The following is a 23,600-nucleotide window of genomic DNA, read 5'->3' on the forward strand; positions in this document are numbered from 1 at the left end:
GGTCCGGCTCCTTGAAGCCTTCCCAGAACGGAATCTGCACCGTGACCGCACGCGTCGAATCGGTTTGAAGCGCCAGCACGGCCAGATCCATCAAGGTGCCGACGTAATCGTCCACCGACTTGCGGTCGAAGTTCTCGATCTCGTAATTCGCTTGCGGCTTGGAGCGATCGGCCCAGTAGGCGCGACGTTTCACGGTCTGCTCCACTTCGCGGACTGAGGTGAGATACTCGTCCATTTTCGCGCGGTCAGTGGCATTGAGACGCTTCTCCATGGACCTGGCTTGGGCGAGCACCGCATCGAGAATGCTACGGTCTTCAGCGAGTACCTGCTGTTGGGTCTTCTCGTTTTCGTCGATCTGAAAGAGCAGGTTAAAAATCTTGTGGGGAGAATCGATCTGTTTAACGGGCAAGCCGTGCTTGTCCCATGAGATTTGGGAAAAGTTTAGGTTCTCACCTGCCTGAAAAGCCAGCGACTTGAAACGCGTGTCTCCACCAATCAAATCGGCGACGGCCTGGTCAATGGATAGCCGATTCTTGCGGTGCAGCTTGTTGAAGTACCCGGAGAGAATCCCCACGCAAGGCGTGTGGCCGAAACCGTTCTGCACGGCAGGGTTGTCCAACCCGCTAAATATCTTCAGGTGATCAAAGTGATCGGACAACTCATTGAGTAAAGGCGGCGCCTCCCCAAACCCGCCATCGTTCTGCGGAATCAGTTCCGGCTGATAGAAGCTGAGGTGATTAACAATCGTCAGCAAGCGCCGCGGTGACTTCGCCTCCTCCGCTTGACCCAAGCTTTCCAGCCGCGGCAACAACAACGCCACGCCCGCTCCTTTCAGAAACGTGCGCCGCTGCATCGCTTTGTTGGCTTGTGAAACCATCGGCAAAGAATCACAGCAGGCGAACGCTCGGAAGTAAAGCCAAAGCCGCCTTACTTTTTCTTGTCCTTTAACGTCAGCAGATACGCCATCACGTCGGCGAGTTCCTGGTCGTTGAGGATGATGTTCATGGGGGGCATGGGGCTGGCACCGAGTTTGTCGAAGCCTTCGGCCAATTCAGCAGTGGGGTTGACGAGGGCGCGTTGGATGTAGTCCGCGTCCTTGCGGCTGGCAATGCCGTCGAGCGCGGGGCCGATGATGCCGCCCTTGTCACCAACCTTATGGCAGCGGATGCAGCCGGCGACAAGATGGGTGTCGAATATTTTCTTGCCGGCCAACGCCGTGCCCTTGACGGGATCCTTACTTTTCTCCTTGTAGATGGGCGTGATCTCGACGAGCGAAACATCGTCCCACCACGCGGTGCCGGTGCTTTGGCCCCAGCCGCCGAAGAGGCAGTTCACAGTCACCTCGCGGTCTTGCTCGCTTTTAAATTCCACTTTCACTTCGGTCCATTGATCGGCGGTCTGGCGGACGCCCTTGGTCTTGGCGGCGTGTTGCAGTTCGTGTACTCCCAGAAGCGCGCCGTTGCCGGTGCCTTGCAAATTCTCGGTGCGCACCCAGCCGCTGAGGATATAGTTGCGGCCGCCCTTGAGGCTTACGCGGGCAAACAGGCTGGAGTCGTGCCGTGTCTCGGCACTGATGCGCAGGGAATGCTTGCCAGTGCGCACGTATTCCTTGCGGGTCTCAACCGCGTGCTTGAGGTCCGGACGGCGCGCGCTGTAGGTGCGTGTCGCCCAGTCGCTCGGCAGTTTGTTGTCGCCCATTTTTTCAAACGAGGCATTGGGCAGCATGTTGGCGCTGGGCTTGTACCCGATCACATTCAACTCCGCGGCGCCGGTGGCGGCGAGAGCCGCGCGCAACCATTCGTCCTTGGCATTGACGGGCTGTTGCATGAGCAACGAAGCGGTCTTGCGATGCGTGTCGTTCTTGGGCAACGACGCCAATGCGGTGAACGCGGTGCGGCGCACGTGCAGATCCTTGTCGGCGAGGGTGGCGCTGTCGTAGAGCAATTCAGCGGACGATTGATCGGTGCCGAGCGCTCGCAGGGCATTGCGGCGCAAAGCGGGATCGGTTGCGATCAGCGCGGTGCGATGGGTCTCGCGATCGAGTTTGCCGAGGCCTTCGAGCGCCCAGAGCGAGTGGAGGGCGGCATGGCCGCCGGTCTTGAGTTTTGCCTGTAGGGCAGGCACGGCGTCCGTGCGTTGTTGCTCTACGAGCAACCGCTGGGCGGTGAGGCGCCAGAACAGATTGTCGTGACCGAGCGCGCTGATAAGGTCGGTAGTTGCCTTGAGCGTTGGCTGTTTGGGGGCGTGACCGCGATGGATCACGCGGTAGATGCGGCCGTGTTGACGGTCGCGGTTGGGATTGATGTGGGCGTTTCCCTGGCCGTTTTTCGCATCATACCCGGCGCGGCCTTTGTTCGGGGTCGGGTTGTGTTGAATAATAAAATTGTACCAGTCGGCCACCCAGAGATTACCGTCGGGGCCCACTTCGGCGACGACTGGGCTGAACCATTCATCGGCGCTGGCCATGAAGCTAAAGGCGTTGATGGCCTCGTAGCCGGAATCCTTGGGGCGGATGTCGTACATGCCGAGGAGATTGCCGGTGGGCCCACAAATGAACGCGCGCCGATCGCGCCAGGCATTGGGGAATCCCGCACTGGTGGCAAAGGCGTGGCCGCAGCCGGCGGTGTAGGCGTTGAAGGCATCGACCTGCCGGATGTTTGGCGTGATGGGATAAAACCGCGGCGTATCGGCGATCATTTGGGCGCTCTTGCCGCGTTGGCCGCCGTACACGGTGGCGGGCAGACCGCCGAAGAAAGTGGGATTATTATTGGCCGTGGAGCCGAACACATCGCCAGATTCATTGAAGCCCACGCCCCAAGTGTTGTTATTGAACTGATGCAGAAACTCGATCGCCGAGCCGTCGGCGCGGAAGCGAAATACGCCCATGCCGAAGCGATGTTGCTCGCCGCCCACCTGGCCGTTGAAGGCGGAGTACCCGACCGTGCCGTAGATCCAGTTGTCGAACCCGTACCGCAGGTTGCTCGGGCCGGCGTGCGTGTCGCCCGCGCCAAAGCCGGTGAAGAGCACCTCGCGCACGTCTGCTTTGTCGTCGCCGTCGGTGTCCTTGAAAAATAAAAACTCCGGCGCGTGTGCCACGATGATGCCACCGCGGGCGAAGGTGAATGACGTGGGAATGTTCAGACCGTCAGCAAAGATTTTAACCGAATCACATTTGCCGTCGCCGTTGGTGTCCTCCAGAATCTTGATGCGGTCATTGCCCTTGCGGCCTTCCTTGATTTCATTCGGGTAATCGATGCTTTCGGCGACCCACAGCCGCCCGCGTGCGTCCCATTGCATATATATGGGATTCACAATCTGCGGTTCGGAGGCGAAAAGTTTCAACTCCCAGCCCGCGGGTACCTGTGTGTACTTCATGCTGTCGGCAGCGGAAAGCGGCAGCTGATATGGAAGCGGTTCGGGGCGCTTTTCGTAATTCGGAATGTGGTCGCGTTTCACATATTTCAACGGAGCGCGTTCGGCCAAAAACTTTTTGTACCGCGCCTGCACTGTTTCGCCCGCCGCCCAGAGGATGCCGCTCTTGAGCAGTTGATGAAACCCGGCGTGGCCCCACACCCGGGCATCGTGGCCCGAGGCGGTATAAAACACGCGGCCCTTGCCCTGCGTGCGCACCCACGTCCATGGTTCCGGCTTGGTGTGCGGATCGCCCGGCATCGCGTCGCGCACCATCAGCACCGTGCGATTCTTCGGGTTGTGTTTCGTGTGAAAATACGTTTCGTCCCACGCCTCAAACGCCTTCACGTCTTTCATCGCCGGATGTTTGCCGTCTGAAATGCGCGCGCTGAATACCGCCCCTTGATGGCTCTTGAACCGGCCGCCCACCAGCTGATCGAAGCCCGGTTCATTGCCGAAACACCAGCTCGCGCAATGCACCGGCACAAACCCGCCGCCGTTCTCCACGAAATTTTTCAGGTTCGTCCACTGATGCGGCTGGATCGTGCCGTGATTCGCGTACAACAGCAGCACATCAAACTGGCCGAGATACTTCGCATCGCCCAGCGCCTCCTCCACGCTCACCGTGTAATCAAAATAAATCGCATCGCGCCCCAGCGCCTTGGCCAGCATGGGGTAGTACTCGTTGGAGTTGTGATGCTTCGCCGGATGCCCGAGGAACAGCACCCGAATCGGCCCCGCCTCCGCCATCAGGAAGCTGAACAAAAGAAAAACAGGAATGAGTAGTCGAGGTTTCATGGGCGACAAAGGTAGGCGCGAGTGTATCCATTGTGTTTCCAAAGGGGCAAGGTTTGAATGGGCACCCCTCGGTAGGGCGGTTTCTCCGAAACCGCCAAGGCGCGCTCGGAGATCGCGCCCTACCCGAAACAGCAAATGACAGTCATTCAAACTGTTCAATCGGCCAACTTGTCCGTACCTTGCGGCGAGTCATGAGCGACATCGTTCAACGCATCAAGGTCATCGATTCCCATACCGCCGGGGAGCCGACGCGGGTGGTGGTGGAGGGGTTGCCGGAATTTGCCGGCACGCCGACTGATTGGCGCGATTTTCTGCGCGCCCAGCATGATGATCTGCGCACGGCGGTGGCCTGCGAACCGCGCGGGCACGAGGCGATGGTGGGCGCGTATTTATTGGAGCCCACACAACCGGATTGCGTGGCGGGCGTGGTGTTCTTCAACAACGTCGGCTACTTGCACGGCTGTTTGCATGGCACCATTGGGGTGACGGTCACGCTCGCGCATCTCGGGCGCTTGAGCGACGGGGACAACAAAATCGAAACACCGACGGGCATCGTGACCGTGCGTCCGCCCGAGGATGGTTGGGTGACGGTGCAAAATGTGCGCAGTTGGCGCCACGCCGCCGCGGTGCCGGTGGACGTACCCGGCTGGGGCACCGTGCAAGGGGATGTGGCCTGGGGTGGTAATTGGTTTTACCTGATCGAAGCCGGGGACACCATTGAGGTGGATTTCAATAATCTCGATCAACTCACCGACTTCACCTGCGCTGTGCGCGAGGCGCTGGAGGCTAATGGCATCACCGGCGCAGATGATGGCGAGATAGATCATATCGAGGTGTTCGGGCCGTCGGCGAATGCGGCGGCGGACAGCAAAAATTTTGTGCTGTGTCCCGGGCGCGAATACGACCGCTCGCCCTGCGGCACGGGCACCAGCGCCAAACTCGCTTGTCTGCACGCCGCCGGAAAACTGCAGCCCGGCCAACTCTGGAGGCAGGCGGGCATCCTCGACACTGTGTTCGAAGGCACCGTGCAGGAAGCGCCCGAAGGCGGCGTCCTTCCCACGGTCAAAGGCCGCGCCTTCGTCACTGCCGAAAACGAATTGATCGTGCATCCCAATGATCCCTTTGCCGCCGGCATTTTACGCTGACAATGGAAAAAAACCTGAACGGACTCGCAGGCTCGTCCCTCCAGCAAATCGAATCGTACTTGTACCTCCTACTCCTTCTCGGAAACACAATTCGATTACGAGTACGAGGTGCGAGGTACGAGTACGATTGCGCAAATTGGAGGGACGAGCCCGCGAGTCCGAACAACGCCCGTGTCTGATCGCGACCACGACATTCTCATTATCGGCGGCGGCGTGATTGGCCTGTGCTGTGGGTGGTATCTTTCCAATGCCGGCCGCACGGTCACCATTCTCGATCGCGACCCCACGCGCCGCGAGTCGTGTTCCGATGAAAACGCCGGCATGGTCGTGCCCAGCCATTTCATCCCGCTTGCGGCGCCCGGCGTCATCGCGCAGGGGCTCAAGTGGATGCTCAATCCGAAGAGCCCGTTTTACCTGCGGCCACGGCTGGATCCCGCGCTCTGGAGTTGGTGCTGGCAATTCTTTCGGCACGCCAATGCGCGGCATGTCGAGGACACCAAACAATTACTCGCCGACATCAGTCTCGAAAGCCGGCGCTTGTTTCTGGAGTTGGCCGATGAACTTCCATTCGATCTCACCACGCGCGGCCTGATGATGCTGTGCCGCACCGAGGCCGGCCTTGAGGAGGAGGCTCAGGTTGCCGCGCTGGCACGGGAAGTGGGCGTGGAAGCCGAGGTATGCGACGCCGCGCGCGTGCGCGAGTTGGATCCTGATGCGCAGATGGATGTGGCCGGTGCCGTGTGGTTCGCGCAGGATTGCCACCTCGATCCGCTGAAATTTCTCGAAGCCCTACGCCATGGCATCCGCGCCAAGGGCGGTCGCTTCATTGAAGGCGAATGCACCGAGTTCGAACGCAACGGCCAACGTCTCACCGGCATTCGCACCGCCCATGGCGAAAAGCACACCGCCGATCACATCGTCCTCGCTGGCGGCGCGTGGACGCCCGAACTCACGCGCCAACTCGACCTGCGCATTCCCATGCAGGGCGGCAAAGGCTACTCGCTCACCCTGCGCAATCCCGCCGAGCTGCCGCGTCTGTGTTCGTTGCTCAAGGAAGCGCGCGTTGCCGTCACCCCAATGGGCAACAAGCTTCGCGTTGGTGGCACCATGGAAATCTGCGGCACGGATTTATCAGTGAACCGCACCCGCCTGCAGGGGATCATCGAAGGCTTCTGTCAGTTTTTCCCCGCCTTCAGCCCGGACGACTTCACCGGCATCGAGCCGTGGTCCGGCCTGCGCCCCTGCACCCCCGACGGGCTCCCCTGCATCGGCCTCATCCCCGGCACGCAGAACGCCACCGTCGCCACCGGCCACAACATGCTCGGCCTCAGCCTCGGCCCCGTCACCGGCCGATTGGTCGCTGACCAACTCGCAGGCCAACCCGCTCCCGCTTTTGACGCCCAGCGCTTGGATCCGCGTCGGTTTGTGTAAAAGGGACTTGAGAACTTTGGCCTCCGGCCACACGCTTTGGTCACGCATGAAAACGTGGATTAAAATTTATCTTGGTGCAGTGGTTCTATTGGGAGCACTGACGGTTCGGGCGGACGGGTTTGCCGTTGAGAAAACCGAGGCCGGGGTGACGGTGAATTACGACGGGAAGCTGCTCACGCGGTATGTGATTGGCCAGTCGAATAAGCCGTTTCTCTGGCCGGTGATCGGGCCGAGTGGGGCGGAGATGACGCGCGCGTTTCCGATGGAGAAACGCGAGGGTGAGCGGCACGATCATCCGCATCACCGTTCACTGTGGTTTGGCCAACAGGATATTGGCGGGTTTGATACGTGGCATGAACCGGCCAGCGGTCGGCGCACCACGTTGGGCAGTACGGTGCATCGCGAGTTTGTGAAAGTGCAGGGCGGCGACACCGCGGTGATCGTGTCGCGCAATGATTACGTGGGCGATGGCAAAAAGCTGTTGGCCGATGAACGCACGCATGTGTTCCGCGTCGAGAACGGGCAGCGGATCATTGATGTGACTATCAAGTTCATTGCTGAGCATGGCGATTGTGTGTTGGGCGACAAGAAGGATGCCGGCTTCAGCGTGCGCGTGGCGACGAGCATGGATGTGGATAGCAAGAAAGGCGGTCGCCTGATTAATAGCCACGGCGTCACCGACAAGGCCGCGTGGGGCAAGCGCGCGGAGTGGGTGGATTATCACGGACCGGTCAACGGCAAGACCGTTGGCGTGGCGATTCTGAATCATCCCAGCAGTTTCCGGCATCCCACGCCGTGGCACGTGCGCACCTACGGGCTGTTCACCGCCAACCCCTTCGGGCTCAAGAGTCTCGGTCAGGGCAAGGACGGCGCGTTCACGCTCAAGAAAGGCGAGAGCCTAACGCTGCGCCATCGGGTGATCTTCCATCTTGGCGACGAAAAAGCCGCCAAGATTGCCGAAGCCTACAAGGCCTACGCGGCGGAGAAATAATCGGTCGGCTTACCTCCAAGATAAGCATTGAAATTGAGACAAACTCTCAATAGCGTCGAGGCGTGAGTGATGCGCGACATTTGGGGCAATTGACGGTGGGCGAATCGGCGGCCTTGGGCAGCATGGATTTGCCAGCCGCCGCTGCGGGGCGTTTGCGGGAGATGGGGTTCCTGAGCGGGGCCTCGGTGCGGTTGGTGCGCCGGGCGCCGTTGGGGTGTCCGATCGAATTTGAAGTGGGCGGCGCGCGGTTGGCACTGCGGCAGGTGGATGCGTCCCAAATCTTCGTGCAATAATTTTTCTTCCGATGGCTTCTGAACGGACGTTTGCCTTGGTGGGTAATCCCAATACGGGCAAGACCACGCTCTTTAATGCGCTGACTGGGCTCCGCCAAAAGGTGGCCAATTACCCCGGTGTGACGGTTGAGAAAAAGGTGGGCACGGGCCGGGACCGGCATGGCGAGGCGTTTACGGTGATCGATTTGCCCGGCGCCTATTCGCTCGATGCCAAGTCGCCCGATGAAGAGGTGACGCGGGCGGTGTTGCACGGCGAACGCGCCGACACGCCGCAGCCGGATGCGGTGATCTGTCTGGTGGATGCCGGCAATCTGGAGCGGCATTTTTATTTGGCCACGCAAGTGATGGAGCTGGGCCCGCCGGTGATTGTGGTGATCAATAAAACCGACGAAGCCGAGGAGCGCGGCATCACCATCGCCGCCAAGAAACTGGAGGAACGCCTCGGCGTGCCGGTGGTGCCCATGCAGGCCAATGCGCGCATCGGCATGGAGGCGCTGCAGGTGGCGCTCAGTGCGGATGATTTGGCCCGGCCCCAATGGAAAGCTGAAACGGCGGTGGCCGGGGAGAAAAGCGATGCGGCCGCGCGTTATCAAGCGATTGAAACACTGCTCGACGGCACGGTGGCCCGCAGCGAGGAGGAGCGCCTCGCGCCCAGTGACAAATGGGATCGCGTGCTGGTGCATCCGATTCTCGGTTGGGTGGTGTTACTCAGTATTCTGGGCGGTTTGTTTTTTACGTTGTTCAGTCTGGCGGGCATTCCGATGGATCTCATTGATGGCGCTTTCGGTTGGCTGGGCGAGCAGGTCGAGGCGCGCATGGCCGAGGGCGATCTGCGCGCGCTGATCACCGAGGGCATTATTGGCGGCGTGGGCGGTGTGGTGATTTTTCTGCCGCAGATTCTCATTCTATTTTTCTTCATCAGCCTCATGGAAAACACCGGCTACCTCGCGCGGGTGTCCTTCATGATGGATCGCCTGATGTCGGGCGTGGGCCTGAACGGCAAGGCGTTTGTGCCGCTGCTCAGCTCGTACGCCTGCGCCATCCCGGGCATCATGGCCACGCGCACGATGGAGAGCGCACGTGATCGACTGATCACCACGCTCATCGCGCCCATCACCAGTTGCTCCGCGCGCCTGCCGGTGTACGTGATGCTCATCGCGCTGATGCTGCCCGTGGGTTCGGCCGGTCAAAAGGCGCTCGTGCTGCTCGGCCTGTACGTGTTGAGCATCCTCGGCGTGTACGCCTTTGCATGGGTTTTCAACCGGTCGCTGGCCAACACCGAAAAGACGCTGCTGATTTTGGAACTGCCGTCGTACCAACGCCCGAGCTGGCGGGAGATCGGCCTGCAAATGGTTGAGCGCGGCAAGGTTTTCCTGCGTCGGGCCGGCACGGTGATCCTTGGCCTGTCCATTGTGCTTTGGGCGCTGACGACCTATCCGAAAAGTGATTCTGAAAACGGCAGTGACCAGCTCGCTTACAGCGCTGCCGGTCGTCTGGGCAAAGCCATTGAGCCGGTCATCGAGCCGTTGGGGTACGATTGGAAAATGGGCATCGGATTGGTGGCGTCGTTTGCCGCGCGCGAAGTGTTTGTGAGCACCATGTCGATTATCTATCTGGGTGAAGAGGCGGAGGAAGATTCCATCCGCGAACACATGGCCAAAGAAACCCGCGCGGACGGCACCCCGGCCTATGACGTGCGCACCTGCCTAAGTCTGCTGGTGTTCTATGTGTTCGCCATGCAATGCCTCAGCACGGTGGCGGTGACGCGCCGGGAAACCAACAGCTGGCGCTGGGCGATTTTGCAGGTGGTGTATCTCACCGGCTTTGCCTACCTCGCCGCGCTGGCCACCTATCAAATCGGCGGCCGTTTCCTGTCATGAACGACTGGCAATCATGGGCCGCTCCAGCCGTGGTGATCGTCACCGTGGCCATCCTTCTCTGGCGCAAATTGCGCCCGCCCAAAGAGGCCGGTTGCGATCAGGAATGTGGTTGCGGGAAGGACGATTAGTCGCCCGCCTCTGAATTCACCTTATCCGGAAATGTCATTCGGCAAAGTGCCGGCAACACCACCAGCGTCAACGCCGTGGCAGTGAGGATGCCGCCGATGACGACGGTGGCGAGCGGGCGTTGGACTTCGGCGCCGGTGCCGGTGGCCAGCGCCATGGGGAGGAAGCCGAGCGAGGCGACCAGCGCGGTCATCAACACGGGGCGCAGGCGGGTGAGGGCGCCATCGCGGATGGCGTCCTCGAGCGATTTGCCTTCTTCGCGTAGTTGATTGATGAAGGTAACCAGCACCAATCCATTTAAAACTGCGATGCCGGAGAGGGCGATGAAGCCAACGGCGGCGGAGATGGAGAAGGGCAACCCACGCAGGGCCAATGCTGCCACGCCGCCGGTCAAGGCCAAGGGCACGCCGGTGAACACCAGCAGCGCCGGGCGTGCGGCGTGGAAGGTGGTGTAGAGGAGCAGAAAAATCAGCACAAAACACAGCGGCACCAGCGCCCCCAGGCGCGCGCGGGCGGAGAGGAGATTTTCGTATTGGCCGCCCCACGCCAGCCACGCGCCGGCGGGCAGGGGGACTTCCGCGCCGATGGCCAATTTGGCTTCCTTCACAAAACCGGCCAGATCGCGGCCGCGCACATTGCACTGCACGACCACGCGGCGTTTGCTGTTTTCGCGGCTCACCTGATTGGCACCCTCGGCGCGGTCGATCTGCGCCAGATCACTCAACGGGCGCGCGGGCGCAATGTGGGTGGCGTGCGGATCGCCGTTGAGTGAGCTGCCGTGTTCGGTCTCGGCTCGGCGCGGCAGGGGGATGAGCAGATTGGCAAGGGCATCGGAGCGTTGGCGCAGGGTCTCGGGCAGGCGCACGACGATGTCGAACCGTCGGTCGCCCTGGAACACCTGCCCGGCTTCGCGGCCGCCAGTGGCAATGTTGACGGTGTCCACCACCGTGTCGCTATCCAGCCCCAACCGCGCGAGCGCCGGGCGATTGGGCCGAACGGTGATGATGGGCATGCCGGTGGTTTGCTCCACCTTCACGTCTTCCGCGCCGTCGATGTGCCCGAGCACGCCGGCCACGCGCTCGGCGGTGGCGCGCAAGGCGGCCGGGTCATCGCCGAAAATCTTCACCGCCACATCACCGCGCACGCCGGCGATCATTTCGTGAAAGCGCATTTCGATCGGCTGCGTGATCTCCCATTTGTGCCCGTTCTGATCGGCAATTGCCGCGCGTAGCTGATCCACCAACGCGGTCTTGCTGAGGTGCGGATCGGGCCATTGCGCGCGCGGTTTGAAAATAATAAACGTATCGGACACACTCGGCGGCATGGGGTCAGTGGCGATGTCGGCCGTGCCGGTTTTGGAAAATACGACCTCGACCTCGGGCATGGTTTTCACCGCTTTCTCCACGTGCAACTGCATGCGGGTGCTTTGCTCGATGCCGGTGCTGGGGATGCGCATGGCGTGCATGGCAATGTCGCCTTCGTCGAGCTGGGGAATGAACACTTGCCCGAGGCGCGTGAAGCCGATGCCGGTGCCGAGGAGCAGGGCGAGCGCGCCGGCGAGTACCAGAGCGCGCCGACGCAGGGCGAAGTCCAGCACGGGCGCATACACGCGGCGCGCGCCGCGCATCAGGATGTTTTCCTGCTCGGCAATCTCACCGCGCACCAGCAGCGCCACCATGGCGGGCACGAAGGTGAGCGACAGGATGAAGGCGGCGGTCAATGCGAAGATCACCGTGAGTGCCATCGGATGAAAGAGTTTCCCTTCCACGCCGGCCAGCGCGAGGATGGGTACGTAGACCATGATGATAATCGTCTCGCCAAAAGCCGTGGCGCGGCGCACTTCGTGACTGGCGGCGCGCGTGGTTTCCAGCCGTTCCTCGCGTGTGAGCGGTCGGCCCAGTTTGCGTTGTTGATCGGCCAACCGGCGCAGGCAGTTTTCCACGATGATCACCGAGCCATCGATGATGATGCCGAAATCAATCGCGCCCAGACTCATGAGATTGCCGCTAATGCCGAAATGCGTCATGCCCAGCGCGGCCAACAACATGGAGAGCGGGATGGCCAGGGCGGTGAGGAATGCCGCGCGGAAGTTGCCCAGCAACGCAAAGAGCACCACCACCACGAGCATGGCGCCGTAAAAGAGGTTGTGCGCGACGGTATCGATGGTGTCATGCACCAGCCGCGAGCGATCGAGTACGGCGCGCGCCGTGACGCCCGAAGGCAGGGATTGTTGGACGTCTTCAAATTTCTCGCGCACCGCCACCGCCACGGCGCGGCTGTTGGCGCCGCTGAGCATCATGGCCGTGCCGATCACCGCTTCGCGGCCGTTCACACTGCCGCTGCCGAGGCGGAGTTCGCCGCCGATCTCCACGGTGGCCACCTGGCCGATGTTCACGGGAGTGCCGCGATGGGCCTTGAGAACCACCGCGCGAATATCCTCCACCCCGCGCAGGCGCGCATCGGCGCGCACGAGGGCGGCTTCGCCGTGGCGTTCCACAAAGCCGGCGCCCAGACTGCGGTTGTTGCGTTCCAAGGCGCCGATGACATCCTGCAACGTCAATCCGTAGCCCTGCAACGCGCGCGGGTTGGGCAGTACATGGTATTGCTTGAGATAACCGCCGATGGCGTCCACGTCGGCGACATTCGGGACGGTGCGCAGTTGCGGACGGATGATCCAATCCTGCACGGTGCGCAAATAGGCAAGGCGCTGGACGCGGTTGGTGAGCCATTCGCCTTCGGGTGTGCGGAAGTGGCCGTCCTGTTCAAACTCCACCGTCCACATCAACACCTCGCCCAAGCCGGTGGTGATCGGTCCCATCGCCGGTTCGATGCCCGGCGGCAATTCCTCGCGCGCGCGGTCGAGCCGTTCGCCAACCTGTTGTCGCGCCAGATGAATATCCATCCCTTCCTCAAACACCGCTGTCACCTGACAAAAGCCATTGCGCGAAACCGACCGCGTGTGGAGCAGACCGGGCACACCGGTGAGCGCTGTCTCGATGGGGAAGGTCACCTGCCGTTCCATGTCCTCCACCGAAAACGCCGGCTCGATCACGTTGATCTGCACCTGTTTGTTCGTGATATCCGGCACCGCGTCGATTGGCAGTTGCCACAACGACCGCGCCCCCACCAGGGCCAGTACCAAGGTGGCCACCACCACCAGTACGCGGTTACGAATCGAAGACTGAAGAATGCGCTCAAGCATGGGAGGAGTTTTCAATGCCCAAAGACCAAGCTCCAAGGAATGCCCAAGAGCCAAGAATTAAGGGGTGGTTGAGATGAATTTGGGAATTGTTCATTGGGAACGCTTGGTCATTTCAGTGACTATGATCGTGGCCAGCGGCGGCTTTGCCGAACTCGGCTTTCAACAGGAAACTGCCGCTCACCACCACACGGTTGGTGGGGGAGAGCCCGCGCTGGATTGGCAGCCAGTCGTTGTCTTCGGCGCCGAGGATCAGATGACGCGCCTTGAAGGTGCGCTCCTTGCCGGTGGCCACGTACACCGTGGGTTTGCCGTCCACGTACTGCACCGCCTCGGTCGGCACGGCGAGCGATTCTTGGGCCGGTTCGGTTCCGGGCAAATGCACGGTGAGAAATTGGCCGGGCCGCCACTGGCCTTCGGGATTGGCCAACACCACGCGGGCTTGCACGGTGCGCGTCTCGGTGTCCACCACGGGGCTAACGAAATCCAGTTTGGCCTCCGTGCGCCGGCCGGTTTCAGGGTTCACCAAAGTCACTGGATGCCCGGCCTTCAAGCCTCCGGCTTGCGATGTAGGCACATCGAGCAACACCCACACCGTGGCAAGGTCCGCGAGCATCAGCAAATGCGGCTGCTCGGGATTGGCGTTTTCGCCGAGGGCAATCTCGCGCTCCACGACAGTGCCGGCGCGTGGGGCGCGCACAATGTACTCCGGCGAAATCACGGGCTTGGCGATGAACGCCTTGATTTGATCGGGCGACATGCCGAGCAAGCGCAGTTGATTTCGGCATTGGGTCACGCCGGACTCGGCGGTGGCCAGCGCGTTGCGGGCTTCGGTAAGATCTTTATTTTCCTTGGCCTGTGCCGCCCGAAGCTGGGCGATGGCGGCGACTTGCTTGGCCTTGGCCGCCGCCAGATCACGGGTCTGCTGCGCCTGCGCCTGGGCCAGCGCGGCTTGACCGGCGGTCAGGGCGGCCTCGGCGGCTTGCTGGTTGCGCGCCTGCAGGGCCTTGGCCTGAGTGAGCGCGGCCTCCGCAACCTGCACCTTGGCCTGGGCAGTTTGCAGGGCGGTTTCGCGTCGTTGCAGTTCGGTCTGCGCCAAAGCCCCGGCGGCGGCGAGTTTGCGGCCGGTCTCCACCAGTTTTTGGGCGGCAGTCACCGCCGGTTGAGCGGCGGCCAATTCGCTTTCGGCTTGGGGAATGATGGCGTTGTTCTTGGCCAGAACATGGGCGGCTTGAGTGACGGCCAGATCGGCTTTGGCGGCGTTGATGACGGCGGGATTATCCGCGAGGGCAATCAGGGCTTCGGCGTTTTTCAACTCGGCTTGGGCTTGCGCGGTGAGAGCGTTGGCCTCCGCCAGAGTTACGGAGGATTGCGCGGACACCACCGCGGCCAGAGCTTTGAGCAGGGCGTTTTGGTTGGCGCCCAGCTCGGGGCTTTCGATGACGAATAAGATGTCGTTTAGATTTACCGTCTCGCCCAAATGCGCCTGCATTTTCACTACGCGACCGTGAACCAAGGTGCCGACATGCGCGGTGGTTTCTTCGTTGAAGGCCACCCGGGCGGCAACCGCATGCGTTGGTTGAAATGTGCGGCGGGTTAGCGGCTCCACGCGGACGGCGTTCTGCTCCATGGCGGCGGTCGACAGGGTAATCTCGGCAGGCGGCGGGGTGGGGCCGTGATCGTGGCCGTGCGAATGGCCGCCACTGCCGCCGCCGCATCCGGCGAAGACGATCGCCAGCGCCGGCAACCATTGTGTGTTCGTTTTCATAAAGCGATTAGTTGGATTCATTTTCAATTTCCAAAGTGCTGCCACCGGTGGCGCGGTCGAGACGAAGGACGGCGCGGGCGGTTTGGTGTTGAAGCCGGAGGGTTTTGAGCTGGGCCTCAAGGTGATCGAGCTCGGCAAGGCGGAGTCGGGTGACATCTTCCTGACCGGCCTCGAAAACCTGACGGGCGAGGGCGACGCGTTGCGCGTGCAAGGGCAGGAGTTGGGTGCGCGCCTGACGGGTGGTGGTCATGAGCTCGGCGACGGCGTGATGGGCCTCGCGGATTTCGCTGACGACCTGGCGTGTGGATTGGGTGAGGCGTTGGCGGGCGGCAATGGCTTGAGCGCGAGCCCGGGCGCGGCGTGCCTGACCGTTGTCGAACAGTGGTAACGGCAGAGTGAGTGAAGGGCCGAGTGACCAGTCGCTGTCTCGCTCGGTATTGAGTCCGGCGGCGGCGCCTTCCAGCCACGCGAGCCGGGCGAGGGCTTGGGCATCCTCCAAGGCGGCGAGTTGCCAACGGTCGGTTTGAATCTCCGGCCGCACGCGCAGACCGTGCGCGATGGCGTCCTGTTCGCCGCGCAGGGCTACCTGTGTGTACAGCGGCGTGGCGAGTTGCCAATCGGTGCGGCCGCGCGGCTGACCGAGCAGGTGGGCGAGCTGGAACAGGGCGGTTTTGCGGCGGCGATCGGCTTCGCGTAAATCCAGGTTGGCATGGGTGAGTTCGGCTTTGAGGGTGATGACGTCCAGTTGCGTGCCTTCGCCGGCCTCAAGCCGGGCTTCGGTGATCATGAGCAGTGCGTTCAGGCGGGCGGCGCGTTGGGCGAGCAGAAGGGATTCTTGTCGGGCGACGATGGCGTTGAAATAGGTTTGCTGCGTGTGATGGAGGATCTCCAAGGCGGTGGTGACGGCTGCGGCGCTGGCGGCGCGCAGGCGAGCGTCGGCGGCGCTGATGCGGCGCGGGCGTTGAAGGAGCTGGGTCAATTCCGCGGCCAGACCGGTTTCGATCACGGTGCGACCGCCGCCTTCGGGCGCGCGCAGGACGATATCGAGCACGGGATTGGGCCACAGGAGGGATTGATGGGCGTCGGCTTGGGTTGTGCGGACGCGGCTCAGCGCGAGTTGCAGATCGGGCGATTGCTGCAGGGCGCGTTCGAGGGCGACGGATAGTGACAGCTGATCCGGTGCCGGCGCGGCCTCCGCGGGCAGGGCGTTGGTATGAAATTGAATGGCGTTGGCAAGATTGGCGGCGGATTGGATGTGCTCCGCGGTACGGTGCGACGGCGCCTCCGGCGTGGCGCAGCCCACCAAAGTGATGAGGGCGATGAGAGCGAGTACGGCGATGTGTTGCCGAAACCCGGTCGGCAGGAGGCGGCGTTGGGCTCTGTCGGCGAGGCGCCGGGAGCACTGTTGGGCCAAATTGTTTACGATAAATTTCATGAGTTCAATGGGGTTCAGTAAAAGGCACAGCACGATCGCACGGGATCATGCGGGACACGGGAACCGATCGGTTCCGTTACAGAAGAGCGGGCGCGCGGCCGGGAAGGGCGGCGCGGGTGCGGAAATGATGGGTGACGCGATCGGGCGGGGCGCGGCCGGAGTCGGTCCGGAACACCACATCGGCATCGGTGGCGGGCGTGGGCAGTTGGAGCGGCCACGCGAGCGCGGGGGTGAAGGCAAAGTGAAGGCTATCCTGATCGGTGAGCTTGAAGCCGCCGGATTCGAGGGCGCACTGGCCGCAGTGATCGTGGCGATGTGCGGGGCCGTCGCCGTGATGATGCTCGGTTTGGCAACTGCCGGGCAACAGGCCGGTGCCGCTCCACAGACAATGCGAGGTGGCTGGCAGCCAAGCCGCCAGCACCATCAGCGCCGCCATGTACCGGAGTCGTTTCACCGTTTGTCCAATAGCATATTCGGCAGGGCGGCTCAAGGCTTTAGCGGTTTTGCTTGTTTGTCCGGGCGACGGACGGGAGGATGACGGCGTGAAACGGGTGCTGTTGTTTTCGTTGATGATGCTTTCGCTGGCCGCGCAGGCGGCGAAGAAACCGAATATTCTTTTTGCCTTTGCCGATGACTGGGGGCGGTACGCGAGTGCGTATGCGAAGGTGGACGGGCGGCCTTCGCCGAATGAGGTGGTGCGCACGCCGCACTTCGATCGCGTGGCGCGGGAGGGCGTGTTGTTCAAGAACGCGTTTGTGACGGCGCCTTCGTGTACTCCTTGTCGGAGTTCGTTGCTGAGCGGGCAGTATTTTTATCGGACCGGAAGGGCGGCGATTTTGCAGGGGGCGGTGTGGGATGAAACGATTCCGAGTTATCCGTTGATGTTGCGTGATGCGGGGTATCACATTGGCGAGACCTATAAAGTGTGGGGGCCGGGCACGCCGAATGATGGGCCGTACGGGGCGGGCAAGTTTCGGTTTGAAACCGCGGGCGGCCGCTTCAATGGATTTTCGCAAAACGTCTCGCGCCTGATTGCGCAGGGCAAAAGCGTGCCGGACGCGAAGCAGGTGCTCTACGATGAGGTGAGCGCGAATTTTGAATCATTCCTCAAAGCGCGACCGGAGGGGCAGCCGTTTTGTTACTGGTTCGGGCCGACGTTGGTGCATCGAAAATGGATTCAGGGCTCGGGGAAAAAGTTGTGGGGCATCGATCCCGATTCGCTGAAGGGCAAGCTGCCGGGGATGCTGCCGGATGTGCCGATTGTGCGCGAGGATTTCGCGGATTACCTCGGCGAAGTGCAGGCCTTCGACCACGCGCTCGGGCTGATTCTTAAGCGGCTGGAGCAACTGGGCGAGCTGGATAACACCGTCGTGGTGGTGAGCGGCGATCACGGCGCGCCGGGGTTTCCGGGTGGCAAATGTAATTTGTACGACTTCGGCACCGCCGTGCCGCTGGCCGTGTGGTGGCCGGGCAAACCGGGCGGGCGCGTGCTGGAGGATTACGTGAACCTCATGGACCTTGCGCCGACCTTCCTTGAACTCGGCGGTGTGAAACCTCCGAAGGTGATGACCGGCCGCAGTCTGGTGCCGGTGTTGGAATCGAAACAACAGGGGCTGGTGGACGCCAAGCGCAACTGGGTCATCACCGGCCGCGAACGTCACGTTGCCCGTGCCCGCGCCGATCTGCTCGGTTACCCGCAACGCGCTTTGCGCACGCCGGAGTTTTTGTACATCATCAACTTCAAACCTGACCGCTGGCCGATGGGCGATCCGTATCATCTCAAGGCCGACAAACAGCCTGACTTCAACACGCTGGCCAACAACACCTTTGTGACCTTTGGCGATCTCGATGCCAGCCCGACCAAGGCGTGGCTCATGCAGCAGGTGGATGTGCCGAAGTGGAAGTGGCATTACGATTACGCCTTCGGCCGGCGCCCGCGCATTGAGCTGTATGACCTGAAGAACGATCCGGATCAGCTCAAGAACGTCGCCGACCAGCCGCAGTTTGCCGCCGCGCAAAAGCAGCTGCACGGGCGGTTGATGGCCGAATTGAAGCGGACGGGCGATCCGCGCGTAAGCGGGGACGGCAGCACTTTTGATAAGCCCCCTTTCTCCGGCGATTTTCGGCGGACGCCGTAGATGCGCTCTGTGCTGCCGGCAAGAATTCGGCAGCACATTGGCGCACTTTCCACTCGCCCAAATTAATTCCCAAAAACACCTTGACTCTGTAGTTAACTACAGGGTTTAGAGTGTGAAGACGATGCGTGACGGAACCTTCCAGAAAATCGGGCAAGCGGCCAAGGCGGCGGCGGTGGGGGTGGAGACAGTGCGTTTTTATGAGCGCGAGGGGTTGCTGCCCAAACCCAAGCGCAGCGGCGCGGGGTATCGGTTGTACCCGCCGGACACAGTGGCGCGACTGCGGTTTATCAAACAGGCGAAGCAACTGGGGTTTACGTTGAAGGAAATCAATGAGCTGCTTTCGTTGCGGGCATCTTCGCGTTCGAATTGTGGCGACGTGCGCGAGCACGCGGAGCGCAAGCGCGATGAGATTGACGGCAAGTTGCGCGAGTTGAGGAAATTGCGCCGGGCCTTGGATCAATTAATTGAGGAATGCTCGGGTGAGGGGCCGGTGAGTGAGTGCCCCATCCTCGGGGCGATGGAGGTGAACAAACGATGAAGGTGGAGTTGGTTTATGATTTGGATTGTCCGAATGTTGCCTTGGCGCGGCGGCGTTTGCTGGAAGGCTTTGCCCGGGCAGGGGCTTCGCCGCATTGGCAGGAGTGGAATCGCAATGCATCGGATTGCCCGCCGCAAGCGCGTTGTTTTGGTTCGCCTGCCATCCTCGTGAACGGCAAAGATGTGGAAGGTTCAGGGGAGTTGAGCGACGCGGATTGTTGTCGGCTTTACATCGATGGCGCGCCCGGTCCGGAACAAGTTTCACTGGCTCTCAACACGGCCGCTGGAAATGGAAATGCCGGAGGCTGGCGGAAAGGGTTGCTCACCCTGCCGGGCATCGGCTTCGCATTTCTGCCCAAACTGGCTTGTCCACTTTGTTGGCCCGCTTACACCGGCTTCCTTTCTTCGCTCGGATTGGGGTTCCTCGCCGAGACCGTTTATCTGCTTCCGCTCACGCTCATTTTTCTGTCGATCGCTTTGGGCGCGCTGGCGTTTCGCGCCCGGCAACGTCGCGGTTACGCACCCTTTGCACTCGGGTTTGCGGCGGCGGCGGTAATGGTTTTTGGGAAATTTCAATTCGAGTCGGACCCCGCCCTGTACGCCGGAATCGTCCTGTTGATTGCCGCTTCCCTTTGGAACGCGTGGCCTTCGCACACCACTCCTTCTGAGCCTGCCTGCCCGGACTGTCCTTCCTGATTTTTTAACCCACAAACAAAAGGAAACGTATGAGCGAAAAACGAACCATCGAAATCTTCAGCGCCGGTTGTCCGGCCTGTGAGGATACCATCCAACTGGTCAATCAAATGGCTTGCCCCTCCTGCGAGGTGAGCGTGCTGGATGTGAACGATGCCACCGTGGCCGGGCGCGCCAAGGCGTTGGGCGTTCAATCCGTGCCGGCCGTGGCCATCAATGGCGAGCTGGCCGATTGTTGCGCGAGCCGTGGGCCGGATGCCGGGGCATTACAGGCTGCGGGGCTTGGACAGGCGGTTTAAGATTGAGTTTGGCGGGGCAAGCCACCACGCTTGCGTCGCCGGTCTTAAGAGGCAAACATTTTGAGCGCGAAGATTTAGTGAAAGGGAATCAATGAAAATGAAACAATTGGTTGGGATCGGATTGCTGGCGGCGGGCTTAATGAGCGTGCAGGCGGAGGATGGCGCTCCGGAGGCGAAACCGGAAGTGCGCTCGGCGGCAGCTGTCAAAACATTGAACGCGGAAAAGCAAGTGACCCTGCTTTACGTCAAAGGAATGACGTGACCGTCCTGCGCGATCGGCATCCGTGTGAAGCTGAGGAAACTGGATTTCATTGATACCAAACGCTTTAAGCGCGGGGCGGATATGGATGTGAAAATGCAATTGCTGACCATTGCGCTCAAGGCCGACGCTGGCGAAAAACTGCTCATCACGCCGCTCATCGAGAAGGCCATTGATGATGCGGGCTACGATCCGGTGGAGTGGTACACCTTGGAAATGGAAAAGCTGACGCCGCATCCGTTCAAGCCCGCGCCCAGGAAAAAATAATCGGATGATCCGCAGGCTCACTTCGTCTCTTTCCATTATTGTGATTGTGGCCGTTTGCTTCGCCCCGCGATTGGCGGCGGATGAGCCGATAATGAATATGATGCCGCGTTGGTCGGGCGGTTGGGGCTATCAATTCATCCACGAGTATCGTCACGAAAGCGATCTGTTGCTGGGCCGCACCAAAAAGCACGCGGGTTTTACGGAGGATGTTCATCTGTTGCATTTGCAGGGCGTTTATACTTGGGACAAATCCATCCGCCTCACCGCCAAGCTGCCGTACGTGCTGGATGCGCGCCGCGAAATGCCCGATGGCTTGGGCGGCAAAAAAACCGAGTACGACAACGGCATCGGCGATCTCACGCTGGCGTTGCCGTTGAAAAAATATTTCAACCTCGATGGCCGCAGTGGGTCGTGGACGTTTAAGCCGCTGCTGCAAGTGCCACTTGCGGGAGATGACGACTACGAAGTTTACGACAACGAATGGGGCCACGGCTTGGGCCTTGGTTATGAATTTGAAACGGCGCGATTCCTTTTTTCTATCCATACCGGCGGGATGTTTTTTCATGAAAATGAGCCCTTCGAATCTCATTCATCGCTGGATCTTGGCTATAACTTTTTCGCGTGGGATACCAACGGCACACTGATGTGGGAAACGGATTTTCATTATGAGGATAACGGCTCTGAAACTCTCTCTGCCGGCCCTGCGCTATACTGGAATCTCAACGATACCGCTCACCTTAAGTTCGAGTGGAAGCACGACTTTTACGATCGCCAGGGCATACTCGACCACGGCAACGGCAGCACTTTCAAGTTTGGCATTGGGTTTGTCTTTTAGCCGGTTTGGGGCGATGCTGCCGCAGCTATTTTGGCTGACAACAACGAGGCATTGTTCGCCACGCCGGGCGAGGGGTATTTTCGTCTGGCGGATACGGACCAGAAATTCGCGCTGCATTGGAAAAGCGGTTCGCTGAAATACACGAACTTCAAACCGATGATGGAGGGCGGCACGGCGAAGTTGTTTTCGTGCTTTGATGAAAACCTCCGGCGAACCGTCGTTTACAAAACCCTGCACGACCACCTCCGCGAGGACGAGATTGAGACGCAGCGGTTCCTGCGCGAAGCCCGCGTGACCGCCAACATCTCCCATCCCGGCACCGTGCCGCTCTACGAACTCGGCCGCGACCGCAACGGCAATTTGTTTTTCACCATGAAACACGTGCGCGGCCGCGACCTGCGCAACATCATCGAATCCATCAAAGGCGGCGACGAACGCACCGCCGAAGTTTTCCCACTCGCCGCGCAAGTGGACATTTTAATTTCAGTTTGCCAAACCGTCGCCTACGCGCATCGGCACGGCGTCATCCATCGCGACCTCAAGCCGGCCAATATTTTAGTGGGCGGCTTTGGCGAAGCACTCGTCATTGACTGGGGCCTCGCCAAAGTATGGGGCGAACCCGAACTCGCCACCGACGAATTGGGCGCCGACGAAGACCCAGCCCTCACCCCCGTCGGTCGCCGTTATGGCACGCCACTTTATATGGCGCCCGAGCTCGCCCGGGGCGACGCCCACATCGACGCCCGCGTGGACGTCTTCAGCCTCGGTAACGTCCTTTTCGAAATCCTCACACACCAACAAATGCTCTCCGGCGAAACCGTCAGCGAAGTCACCGATCGCCTCCTCAACCAACCCCTCCTCAAGCCCGGCGAAGTCGCCCCCGAAAAAAACATCCCCCCCGCCCTCGAAACCATCTGCCTCCGCGCCCTGGAAAAAGAACCCAAAAACCGATACCACGACGTCACCGCCCTAATGGAAGCCTTGCAAAAATATCACGCGGCATAACGACTAAAAAAAACGCCACGGAAAATCCGTGGCGTTGAGGGGCTTGGTTGGTGGCGCGGTTGCCCTTCCGCGGGACGGTAGGTTTTTATGTTTCGTCCGTATCGAGGTTTTCATCGGAACCGTTTGTTGTAGGTTGTTCATCGGTGCTCTCGCTCGTACCGTCATTGCTTTCGGTGCTACGGGAACCTCTTTGCTCTTCCAAAGTCTTGAACCCGAGGGAACGCCAGAAGGCGCTATTTTCCCCAAGCTCAGGATCGGCCTTCACGGCGGCGACCAGACGCCGGCGTTTGTCGCGAAGACAGAGTGCCTTGGATGTGCGGGGAGCAATCATGCCGCGATAATGTTGCTTCATCAACTTCATGTCCTGTTCGGTATCCACCAGATCCTGTAAATCAGTTTCCGTGGATTCCAAGGACAAGTCGCTAAGCTTCTTACTCGGAGCATACTTGGTCCAACCTGTTACAAACGTTTCCATATCCTCAATGATAGATTTGATATTGATTTTCATATCAGTCCTTTCATTTGGTTATTCGGCCGGCTTCGGACCCCCCGGGAGACCGGCCCCCGATGAATGACACATATCTTTCATTAATATAAGGTTCGTAGTTTCAACCCCAGTTGTCAAATCGCTGAGGCAACTATTTTCGCCTTTTTTTAATTGTAACACGCATCGCCCCAACTCCCACCGGCCCCGTGACGAGCAGCACGCAAGAAATGCCTGTTTTCACGGGCGAAATGACTTGCTCCACGGCGCTCGTGACGCCGGTCACACCCGTCGTGACGTACGTCACAACGCCTGTGACTAAAGGAATATCTTCCGTGCCCACCGCCTTATCGCCCATGACTGCCGCCCCCGCGGATATGGCGGCGGGGTACTGTAAACAAAATTGGACATTTTAGTAGTCGGCACGTGGGCGGGGATATATAATGCGTCTGCAATGCAGATAAAAACTTACATTCAAAAGATCATTCTCACCGTAGCTCTTGCCGGAATCCTGTTGGGCTGCGGAGGCGGCGGCACGGAGGAGGGTGCGGACCAAAACCAATCCTCTGGCGACCAAGGCAATTCCAAGGGCGGCGGCAATGCCGC

General features: G+C 60.7%; 21 protein-coding genes. 14 read left to right on the forward strand and 7 right to left on the reverse strand.

Annotated elements, in window-relative coordinates:
• Nucleotides 1-877 (reverse strand): DUF1552 domain-containing protein (locus H8E27_08515; protein ID MBC8325654.1); only part of this gene is annotated, 877 nt, incomplete at its 3' end.
• A gap of 50 nt (nucleotides 878-927) precedes the next feature.
• The gene (locus H8E27_08520; protein MBC8325655.1) at nucleotides 928-4,209 is read right to left on the reverse strand and encodes a ThuA domain-containing protein; all 3,282 of its coding nucleotides are present in this window, start codon (nucleotides 4,207-4,209) and stop codon (nucleotides 928-930) included.
• A gap of 191 nt (nucleotides 4,210-4,400) precedes the next feature.
• Here H8E27_08520 and H8E27_08525 point away from each other — a divergent pair, with 191 nt between their 5' ends.
• From H8E27_08525 to feoB, 5 genes are all read left to right on the forward strand, one after another.
• Nucleotides 4,401-5,354: a proline racemase family protein gene (locus tag H8E27_08525; protein MBC8325656.1), complete on the forward strand. Its 954-nt coding sequence runs from the start codon at nucleotides 4,401-4,403 to the stop codon at nucleotides 5,352-5,354.
• Between the two features lie 171 nt (nucleotides 5,355-5,525).
• Nucleotides 5,526-6,785, forward strand: a complete 1,260-nt coding sequence (locus tag H8E27_08530; protein ID MBC8325657.1) for an FAD-dependent oxidoreductase — start codon at nucleotides 5,526-5,528, stop codon at nucleotides 6,783-6,785.
• A gap of 46 nt (nucleotides 6,786-6,831) precedes the next feature.
• Nucleotides 6,832-7,776 (forward strand): PmoA family protein, encoded by a 945-nt coding sequence (locus H8E27_08535; protein ID MBC8325658.1) that lies wholly within the window; start codon nucleotides 6,832-6,834, stop codon nucleotides 7,774-7,776.
• 62 nt (nucleotides 7,777-7,838) lie between these two features.
• Nucleotides 7,839-8,069, forward strand: a complete 231-nt coding sequence (locus H8E27_08540) for a ferrous iron transport protein A (protein ID MBC8325659.1) — start codon at nucleotides 7,839-7,841, stop codon at nucleotides 8,067-8,069.
• An 11-nt stretch (nucleotides 8,070-8,080) separates the two neighbouring features.
• Nucleotides 8,081-9,949, forward strand: coding sequence for a ferrous iron transport protein B (feoB, locus tag H8E27_08545; GenBank protein MBC8325660.1), 1,869 nt, complete (start codon nucleotides 8,081-8,083; stop codon nucleotides 9,947-9,949).
• A gap of 124 nt (nucleotides 9,950-10,073) precedes the next feature.
• On the opposite strand, the gene H8E27_08550 is transcribed toward feoB, so the two are convergent.
• From H8E27_08550 to H8E27_08565, 4 genes are all read right to left on the reverse strand, one after another.
• Nucleotides 10,074-13,277 carry a CusA/CzcA family heavy metal efflux RND transporter gene (locus H8E27_08550; GenBank protein ID MBC8325661.1) on the reverse strand — a complete coding sequence of 1,068 codons (3,204 nt, stop codon included), beginning with the start codon at nucleotides 13,275-13,277 and terminating at the stop codon, nucleotides 10,074-10,076.
• Between the two features lie 112 nt (nucleotides 13,278-13,389).
• Nucleotides 13,390-15,042 carry an efflux RND transporter periplasmic adaptor subunit gene (locus H8E27_08555; protein MBC8325662.1) on the reverse strand — a complete coding sequence of 551 codons (1,653 nt, stop codon included), beginning with the start codon at nucleotides 15,040-15,042 and terminating at the stop codon, nucleotides 13,390-13,392.
• Nucleotides 15,043-15,049: 7 nt separating this feature from the next.
• The gene (locus tag H8E27_08560) at nucleotides 15,050-16,477 is read right to left on the reverse strand and encodes a TolC family protein (protein MBC8325663.1); all 1,428 of its coding nucleotides are present in this window, start codon (nucleotides 16,475-16,477) and stop codon (nucleotides 15,050-15,052) included.
• A gap of 76 nt (nucleotides 16,478-16,553) precedes the next feature.
• Nucleotides 16,554-16,931 carry a hypothetical protein gene (locus tag H8E27_08565; GenBank protein ID MBC8325664.1) on the reverse strand — a complete coding sequence of 126 codons (378 nt, stop codon included), beginning with the start codon at nucleotides 16,929-16,931 and terminating at the stop codon, nucleotides 16,554-16,556.
• A gap of 115 nt (nucleotides 16,932-17,046) precedes the next feature.
• Here H8E27_08565 and H8E27_08570 point away from each other — a divergent pair, with 115 nt between their 5' ends.
• The 8 genes from H8E27_08570 to H8E27_08605 all read left to right on the forward strand — a co-directional run bounded on the left by H8E27_08570 (nucleotide 17,047) and on the right by H8E27_08605 (nucleotide 22,510).
• Nucleotides 17,047-18,615 carry a sulfatase gene (locus H8E27_08570; protein MBC8325665.1) on the forward strand — a complete coding sequence of 523 codons (1,569 nt, stop codon included), beginning with the start codon at nucleotides 17,047-17,049 and terminating at the stop codon, nucleotides 18,613-18,615.
• A gap of 121 nt (nucleotides 18,616-18,736) precedes the next feature.
• Nucleotides 18,737-19,153, forward strand: coding sequence for a heavy metal-responsive transcriptional regulator (locus H8E27_08575; GenBank protein ID MBC8325666.1), 417 nt, complete (start codon nucleotides 18,737-18,739; stop codon nucleotides 19,151-19,153).
• Nucleotides 19,150-19,848 carry a MerC domain-containing protein gene (locus H8E27_08580; protein MBC8325667.1) on the forward strand — a complete coding sequence of 233 codons (699 nt, stop codon included), beginning with the start codon at nucleotides 19,150-19,152 and terminating at the stop codon, nucleotides 19,846-19,848. The genes H8E27_08575 and H8E27_08580 overlap by 4 nt, the downstream gene beginning before the upstream one ends.
• A 29-nt stretch (nucleotides 19,849-19,877) precedes the next feature.
• Nucleotides 19,878-20,144 carry a thioredoxin family protein gene (locus H8E27_08585; GenBank protein ID MBC8325668.1) on the forward strand — a complete coding sequence of 89 codons (267 nt, stop codon included), beginning with the start codon at nucleotides 19,878-19,880 and terminating at the stop codon, nucleotides 20,142-20,144.
• Nucleotides 20,145-20,241: 97 nt separating this feature from the next.
• Complete coding sequence (locus H8E27_08590) at nucleotides 20,242-20,406, forward strand: hypothetical protein (GenBank protein ID MBC8325669.1); 165 nt, start codon at nucleotides 20,242-20,244, stop codon at nucleotides 20,404-20,406.
• Nucleotides 20,407-20,430: 24 nt separating this feature from the next.
• A complete protein-coding gene (locus H8E27_08595) occupies nucleotides 20,431-20,670 on the forward strand; it encodes a hypothetical protein (protein ID MBC8325670.1) in 240 nt (79 codons plus the stop codon).
• Nucleotides 20,671-20,674: 4 nt separating this feature from the next.
• Nucleotides 20,675-21,505 carry a transporter gene (locus H8E27_08600; protein MBC8325671.1) on the forward strand — a complete coding sequence of 277 codons (831 nt, stop codon included), beginning with the start codon at nucleotides 20,675-20,677 and terminating at the stop codon, nucleotides 21,503-21,505.
• Between the two features lie 30 nt (nucleotides 21,506-21,535).
• Nucleotides 21,536-22,510: a serine/threonine protein kinase gene (locus H8E27_08605; protein MBC8325672.1), complete on the forward strand. Its 975-nt coding sequence runs from the start codon at nucleotides 21,536-21,538 to the stop codon at nucleotides 22,508-22,510.
• A gap of 85 nt (nucleotides 22,511-22,595) precedes the next feature.
• Here the strand turns inward: H8E27_08605 and H8E27_08610 are convergent, their stop codons facing one another.
• Nucleotides 22,596-23,018 (reverse strand): hypothetical protein, encoded by a 423-nt coding sequence (locus H8E27_08610; GenBank protein ID MBC8325673.1) that lies wholly within the window; start codon nucleotides 23,016-23,018, stop codon nucleotides 22,596-22,598.
• 430 nt (nucleotides 23,019-23,448) lie between these two features.
• Here H8E27_08610 and H8E27_08615 point away from each other — a divergent pair.
• On the forward strand, nucleotides 23,449-23,600 hold a 152-nt coding region (locus H8E27_08615), incomplete at its 3' end, for a hypothetical protein (GenBank protein MBC8325674.1).

Source organism: Limisphaerales bacterium, assembly GCA_014382585.1.
GTDB lineage: Bacteria > Verrucomicrobiota > Verrucomicrobiia > Limisphaerales > UBA1100 > JACNJL01.

Coding starts and splice junctions, on each gene's coding strand:
- feoB (MBC8325660.1), top strand. CDS start 8,081: ATGGCTTCTGAACGGACGTTTGCCTTGGTGGGTAATCCCAATACGGGC.
- H8E27_08575 (MBC8325666.1), top strand. CDS start 18,737: ATGCGTGACGGAACCTTCCAGAAAATCGGGCAAGCGGCCAAGGCGGCG.
- H8E27_08520 (MBC8325655.1), bottom strand. CDS start 4,209: ATGAAACCTCGACTACTCATTCCTGTTTTTCTTTTGTTCAGCTTCCTG.
- H8E27_08610 (MBC8325673.1), bottom strand. CDS start 23,018: ATGAAAATCAATATCAAATCTATCATTGAGGATATGGAAACGTTTGTA.
- H8E27_08550 (MBC8325661.1), bottom strand. CDS start 13,277: ATGCTTGAGCGCATTCTTCAGTCTTCGATTCGTAACCGCGTACTGGTG.
- H8E27_08590 (MBC8325669.1), top strand. CDS start 20,242: ATGAAACAATTGGTTGGGATCGGATTGCTGGCGGCGGGCTTAATGAGC.
- H8E27_08585 (MBC8325668.1), top strand. CDS start 19,878: ATGAGCGAAAAACGAACCATCGAAATCTTCAGCGCCGGTTGTCCGGCC.
- H8E27_08600 (MBC8325671.1), top strand. CDS start 20,675: ATGATCCGCAGGCTCACTTCGTCTCTTTCCATTATTGTGATTGTGGCC.
- H8E27_08570 (MBC8325665.1), top strand. CDS start 17,047: ATGATGCTTTCGCTGGCCGCGCAGGCGGCGAAGAAACCGAATATTCTT.
- H8E27_08525 (MBC8325656.1), top strand. CDS start 4,401: ATGAGCGACATCGTTCAACGCATCAAGGTCATCGATTCCCATACCGCC.
- H8E27_08580 (MBC8325667.1), top strand. CDS start 19,150: ATGAAGGTGGAGTTGGTTTATGATTTGGATTGTCCGAATGTTGCCTTG.
- H8E27_08555 (MBC8325662.1), bottom strand. CDS start 15,042: ATGAAAACGAACACACAATGGTTGCCGGCGCTGGCGATCGTCTTCGCC.
- H8E27_08560 (MBC8325663.1), bottom strand. CDS start 16,477: ATGAAATTTATCGTAAACAATTTGGCCCAACAGTGCTCCCGGCGCCTC.
- H8E27_08535 (MBC8325658.1), top strand. CDS start 6,832: ATGAAAACGTGGATTAAAATTTATCTTGGTGCAGTGGTTCTATTGGGA.